This is a genomic window from Mycobacterium sp. (assembly GCF_052144515.1).
Classification (GTDB): domain Bacteria; phylum Actinomycetota; class Actinomycetes; order Mycobacteriales; family Mycobacteriaceae; genus Mycobacterium.
Genome location: NZ_JBKQQD010000225.1, coordinates 1 through 6063, shown reverse-complemented (window position 1 = coordinate 6063; position 6063 = coordinate 1). Strand labels below are relative to the sequence as shown.

General features: G+C 67.2%; 7 protein-coding genes. 4 read left to right on the top strand and 3 right to left on the bottom strand.

All coding sequences use genetic code 11. From position 1 onward, the window contains the following. Positions 1–439 (top strand): hypothetical protein (locus ACLP9N_RS15830; RefSeq protein WP_442408312.1); only part of this gene is annotated, 439 nt, incomplete at its 5' end. Continuing rightward, positions 423–1151: a TetR/AcrR family transcriptional regulator gene (locus ACLP9N_RS15825; protein WP_442408311.1), complete on the top strand. Its 729-nt coding sequence runs from the start codon at positions 423–425 to the stop codon at positions 1149–1151. The genes ACLP9N_RS15830 and ACLP9N_RS15825, both read left to right, overlap by 17 nt. Here ACLP9N_RS15825 and ACLP9N_RS15820 read toward each other — a convergent pair. Both ACLP9N_RS15820 and ACLP9N_RS15815 read right to left on the bottom strand, forming a co-directional pair. Further along, on the bottom strand, positions 1121–2275 hold the full coding sequence (locus ACLP9N_RS15820; protein ID WP_442408310.1) for a glycosyltransferase: 1155 nt from the start codon (positions 2273–2275) through the stop codon (positions 1121–1123). The two genes, ACLP9N_RS15825 and ACLP9N_RS15820, sit on opposite strands and share 31 nt — an antisense overlap. Before the next feature lie 74 nt (positions 2276–2349). Then, entirely contained in the window at positions 2350–3942 is a 1593-nt protein-coding gene (locus tag ACLP9N_RS15815; RefSeq protein WP_442408309.1) for a Na+/H+ antiporter, read from the bottom strand. Between the two features lie 180 nt (positions 3943–4122). Between ACLP9N_RS15815 and ACLP9N_RS15810 the strand changes: the two genes are divergently transcribed. Then, positions 4123–4557, top strand: a complete 435-nt coding sequence (locus ACLP9N_RS15810; RefSeq protein WP_442408308.1) for a protease inhibitor I42 family protein — start codon at positions 4123–4125, stop codon at positions 4555–4557. 6 nt (positions 4558–4563) lie between these two features. Continuing rightward, the gene (locus ACLP9N_RS15805) at positions 4564–5079 is read left to right on the top strand and encodes a hypothetical protein (protein WP_442408307.1); all 516 of its coding nucleotides are present in this window, start codon (positions 4564–4566) and stop codon (positions 5077–5079) included. On the opposite strand, the gene ACLP9N_RS15800 is transcribed toward ACLP9N_RS15805, so the two are convergent. After that, positions 5074–6063 (bottom strand): alpha/beta hydrolase fold domain-containing protein (locus ACLP9N_RS15800; RefSeq protein ID WP_442408306.1); only part of this gene is annotated, 990 nt, incomplete at its 5' end. The two genes, ACLP9N_RS15805 and ACLP9N_RS15800, sit on opposite strands and share 6 nt — an antisense overlap.

The following is a 6063-nucleotide window of genomic DNA, read 5'->3' as shown; positions in this document are numbered from 1 at the left end:
ATCCCAGATCCGCACCCGCATGTTCGCCCGGGTGTTGGGCCCGTTCTTCACGATCGTGCCGACCACGGTGGCGGTGCGCGGCTCGTACATGCAGACGCTGTTCACCGAGTTCAAGGCCAACCCCATGTGGCCGTGGCTATACGGCGCCATCCTCTTGATGGGGGGCCTGGTCATCATCGCGTTTCACCAGTACTGGCGTAAGCCCGCGGCGATCATCGTCTCGGCCGTGGGCTGGTTCCTCGCGCTACGCGGGCTGCTGCTGCTGACCGTTCCCCAGGCCTACGACGCCGCCGGCAACGCCGTCTACAGCTCGGGCGCCTCTGCGGCGATCTGGGTGCTTTTCGCCTGCCTGGCCTCGGCCGGGCTGTACCTCACCTACGTCGGCTGGAAGCCGGAATCCGGCGCATCGCAGGATCGCCCGCGTGCCGCGGGTAGTTAAGCATCCGGACACACGCAGAGCGGAGCTGCTGGACCGGGCGGCGGCGCTGTTTTTGCGCCATGGATATGACAATGTGAGCCTCAACGACCTGATCGCCGACGCCGGGGTCTCCAACGGCGCCTTCTACCACTGGTTTCCGTCGAAGGACGCGCTGATAGCGACCCTGGCTGAGCGGAGCGCGCGCGAAGCCTTTGCGGCTGTCGAGCATGCCGTCGATGGATGCGACGGTGACGCGCTGGCTCGGCTCAATGCGTTGTTAGTGGCGGGTTTTGACATAAAGCTGACGATGGGGGCACCGGAGCAGCTCGCCGCGATGGTGTCGCTGCTGCGCCCGGACAATGCCCACCTATACGGACGAATCCTCGCCGCCGAGGAAGCGCTTTTCCGGCCGCTGCTGACGCGGCTGATCGCGGATGGGGTGGCAGAGGGCGTCTTCGACACGTTCGACGCCGAGGGTGTCGCCGACATGATCTATGGCCTTGCCGCACGGACGAACTCCAACATCGTCGAGGTGTTACGGGCGCCCGATGAGTCCGTCCGGGAGCGGAAAATAGACTCTCTGGCAACAAGATTCAGGCTTCACGGGATCGCCGTCGACCGCATCCTGGGGCTGCCCGACGGCAGCATCACCACACTGTCGCGCGCACAGGTCGAGGTGATGGTGGCAGAGCTACCCCGAAACTACGCGGTGCGCGCGGACTCGCCGGGCTGATTGTCCACTTCGGTCAGGACCGGCGCACCCAACGACGCCAGCATGCCGGCCGCCGCCCGGTGCCAGGTGAAGTCCTCAGCGCGCAGCCTGGCAGACCTGCGGCGGTGGTATTCCGGTCGACTGACGAGGGCGCCGACGGCGTGCGCGATGGCGGCCGGGTCGTTGTCGGCCAACGCGCCGCTGTCCGCGGTGATGATCTCGGTCAAGGCCGAGGTGCGCGATACCACGGCCGGCGTTCCACAGGCCAGTGATTCCAGCGCGGCGAGGCCGAACGTCTCATGCGGGCCGGGCGCCAGCGTGGCGTCGGCCGAGGCGAGCAGTCCGGCGACGGTGCGCCGGTCGTTGATGAAACCTGTGAAGTCGATTGGCAGCCGGGCGGACTGGCGCTCCAGCCTGGCGCGCAAGGGGCCCTCGCCCACGACGACGAGCCGGGCGTCGACACCGGCATGGTAGAGCGCGCCGAGTGCGTCGATGCTGCGGTCGACGCGCTTTTCGACTGACAGCCGGCCGCAATGGACCAGCAGCAGCTGGGTCGGTGCGGCCCAGCGCCGCCGCACCAGATACGAATGCCGGCGCGGGTGAAACGTCTGCAGGTCCACACCCAAGGGGACGGTGACGGTGTTCGTCGCGCCGATGCGGTCGAACTCCTCGCGCGCGAATGCGGTGGTGCACACCACGGTGTCGTAGTCTGCCGCGGTGCGCGCGTTGGCGATGTCGGCGAACCTGCGTGCGGGCCGGCGTGGAAGTACCTGCCCCACAAGGCGATCCAGGCGCTCATGGGAGATCATCACCGTCGTGGCGCCGTGCTCGCGGCCCCATCGCCCCAGCGACCGCAGTGTCAGCCGATCGGAAACCTCCAAGGCGTCGGGCCGCAACGCTTCCAGCAGCGCCTTGACGGGGCCGGGCAGCACCGCGCGGTAGCCGCCGGTGCAGGGAATCAATGGGGCGGGCAACGTGATTCGCACCACGCCGGTGCGCAGGCGAGTGCGCCCGGCGCGCTGACCGGGCACCAGCAAGAACACCTCGTGCCCGTGGGCGCAGTATTCCGCGCCCAGCCGGTCCACCGCCGTGCGGAGGCCGCCGGAACGCGGGCCGTAGAAGTTGGCGACCTGCACGACACGCATACCGTGAGGACACGCGGCGCGTGTGTGCAGCTAACAATGTCGGATCGACACCGGCTTGAACACTCGATGAATGCTTACTCGCCGTCGGCGAGGTCGAGGAGCTGGACCTCCTCGAGGTCCATCTCGCTCTGCAACTCGCGCAGCACGATGTCGTCGATGAGGTTTTGGTTTCGCAGCGCGGTGATTTCGCGGCGTTTGTGTTCGAGCATGCCAAGACGTATCCGCCGCACCCGGTCCCTGCGGTCGGCCAGCTTGGCGTTCGTCGAACCGTCTTCGGTGGCCAGGACCAGCGCTGACTTTTCTTCGTATTCCTTCTGCAGGCGCTGCAGCAGATCGTCACTGATGCCGACCTCGTCGGCGACCAGCGGCAGGGCGGCGAGTGCGGCTTGCGCGCCCCGATTGCGGGCGAGCTGCACTTCCTCGGCGTAGGTGACGTCGTCGGGAATGCGCGCCCAGCGAACGACGGCGGGCAGCGTGGTCCCCTGGACCAGCACGGTCACGAGGATGACGACGACCACGATGAAGATGAGCAGGCTGCGGTCGGGGAAGGGCGCGCCGCTGAGCGTGGTGGTCGGGACGGCCAGCGCCGCGGCAAGGGAGACCGCGCCGCGGAATCCCGCCCAGGCGGTGACGAAACGCATCCGCCAGGTGACCCGACGGGCGCGCTGCGCCTCGCGGCGGTCCAGGAGGCGCAGCAACGCGGTGGTCAGTTCGCCCCAGAAGAATCGGGACACGATCACGACGCCTGTGACGGCCAGGGCGATGAATGCTGCATGGCGCAATCCGCCGTCGACGGCCGATATGCCGTGCACCGCATTCGGGATCTGGACTCCGACGAACACCCACAGCGAGCCGTTGATCAGGAATGTCGCCATGTCCCAGAATGCGTAGGACTGCATGCGGGAACGGGCGCGGATCACCACGGGCCCGGCGTAGGCGAGGACCAAGGCCGCCACCAGGACGGCGACCACACCGCTGCAGTCGATTATTTCGGCCAGCAGGAACGCCGCAAACGGCGTCAGCAGGCTCAACGCACCTTCCTCCTGGGGCGCGTCGATTCGTTTGCGCACCAGTATCACCGCCCCGCCGACCAGCAGCCCCGCGGCGATTCCGCCCAGGTAGGAGGAGACGAACCGGCCAACGAGATCGGCCCGGGTGATCGCGGCCCCGCCGATCGCGACGTGGACAGTGACGGCGTACAGCACGAGTGCGGTGCCGTCGTTGATGAGGCTCTCGGCGCGCAGCACGGTTACCGACCGGCGCGGCAGCCGTTTCGCGAGGCCGGCCACGGCGGCGGCGTCGGTGGGGGAGAGCACGGCGCCCAGGACCGCCGCCGCGTGCGATTCCATGCCCAAGGCTCGCGCCGTCCACGACACCGCCACCGCGGTGGCGATCACCAGGGCGACGCTGAGGAAGATGATGATGCGCAGGTTCGCCCGGATCTCGCGAATGCTGGTGTTCAGGCCCTCCCAGTACAGGATCGCCGGCAGGAACAGCAGCAGCACGATCTCGCCGTTGATGTGGACATGGCCGAACTGCGGGATCAAACCCAGGAGCGCGCCGAGCAGGATGAGCAGCAGCGGGGGCCCGACGCGGTAGCGCCGACCGATGACGGTCCCCACGATGACGGTGGACACGAGCGCGACGATGAGGACGAGGCCAAACACCACCCCAATCCTGCCGAACCCGCTCACACTTGTGCGGCTGGGGTCTCGCCGGCGACGGCTTGGGCAGTTGCCACAGGCGTCACAAAAGCGATAGCGCAGGCGATATCAGCAAACGCGGAGGCGCGCGTGCGGAGGCCGGCCTGGAAGATTAGGTTCGGTGCGGAGCGAAGGGGGGGTCGCGTGAAGATCAGGCTGCTGGTGGCAGTCGTCGTGCTCGCATCGTCATTGGTGGCGGGCTGCCACTTCGCATCCCGGAACCCGCCGTCGACCAAAATTCTCCAGGTCCCCATGGACGACGTGCTCCGGCAGAGCGCCATCACGCAAAACATCACCCTGGCCGTCGGCAACACGCTCGACGTGAAGTTGGGCTCGAACTACTCGACGCCATACCGGTGGAAGCCCGAGACCCAGATCGGCGATCCGTCGGTCCTCAAGCAGAACAGCCACGAATTCGTGCAGCCGACCTCCGACGCGCTGGGCGCGCCCGGCACCGAAATGTGGACGTTCAGCGCGCTGAAACCGGGGACGACGACGATCACGACGTCCTATGCCAGCATCGTCGGCAAGGACCCCAAACCGACGTGCGCGTACACGGCCATGGTGACGGTTCAGTAAACCTGCGTGCACGCGCTCGACGACTCGGTTACGTTCTTTGGCGTGTTCGGCTTCTTCCGCAACTGGTCCGAAATGGGCAACCTGCCCCCCGACCTGCGTGACGAACTTGAAGCCGAGGGGGTCATCTTCGCCGCCGGCAAGGTCGGCGTGAGCCGACGCTTCAGCGGGCACGTCCCGGGGGTCCGGTCGGCCACGGGCATCGCGCGCTACACGGGCGGGTTCGGCTTCAGCACGGCACGGGTCGTCGCCACCTTCCCCACATGGGGCGACGCCAAGCTGCGGTCCATCGACTGCCCCTGGGACACCAGTAAGGGGCCGGCGCGGGCGACCATCAGCGACAAAGGCCTGCAGATCGACATCGACCTGCACGGGGTGGACCCTTCCTTCAGCGGATCGATGAAGCTGAACTACAAGAAGACGATTCCCGCCGACGCGCTGCAGCAGCTGCCCGCCACCTCGCTGCGGTTCCGCGTGACTCCGGAATTTGTGTATCGCGCCGCCGGCGTGCGGCCGAAGTCATAGCTTGGCGTCGGCGTAAACCTGCGCCAGGAATTGCTCGACGGCGACCGCGGTGTGCGCCGCGCGCGCCGACCCGAAGATGTCGAAAGCGTGCTGGGTGAACGGCAATTCGGCGTAGGCGACGGGCTGCTTGCTGACTTCCGTCAGCGCAGCGACGAACGCGCGCGCCTGCTCGACGGGAACTAGCGAGTCATTGCGGCCATGCAGCACGAAGAACGGGGGAGCGTCCGCGGAGACGTGGTTGACCGGTGACGCGGTGCGGTATAACTCCAGGTTCGTCGACGGTCGTTGTTTCATCACTGATTTCACCAGCAGCGCCGGCATCATCGGATGCATCGCGTCATTGAAACGCGTGAAGTCGTAGACTCCGTAGAACGGCACCGCCACCTGCACCCGGGTGTCGGCGTCTTCGAAGCCCGGCTGGAATTGCGGGTCGTTGGGTGTCAGCGCCGCCAGCGATGACAGGTGGCCGCCGGCCGAACCGCCGGTGATGGCAATGAAGTTTGGGTCACCGCCGTAGTCGGCGACATGTTGTTTGACCCAGGCGAGGGCGCGCTTGACGTCGACGATGTGGGCGGGCCAGGTGTTGCGCGGGCTGTGCCGGTAGTTGACCGCGACGCAGATCCAGCCGAGCTCGGCGAGGTGGCTCATCAACGGGTGTGCCTGTCCGCGTTTGTTTCCCGTCGTCCACGCGCCGCCGGGGATCTGGAAGAGCACCGGGGCCTTGCCGGTTGGATCGAGGTCGGAACGCCGCCAGATGTCCAGCTGGTTGGCGCTGCCGAATTCGCCGTAGCTGATGTTGGAGTCGTGGGCGTAGTCGCGGTAGACCCTTAGCATGCGAAGCAGGCCCGGCGCTTTGGCGGTGCCGGCGCCGGCCGGATTGCGCCACAAGCCCGCGGACTCGGTGCGCCGATCGGGCCCCAGGCCGTCGTCGAGGGCGTTGGTGAGCGGCACGTTGGCCTTGTGGCCGGCGCGGTTGAAGTTCAG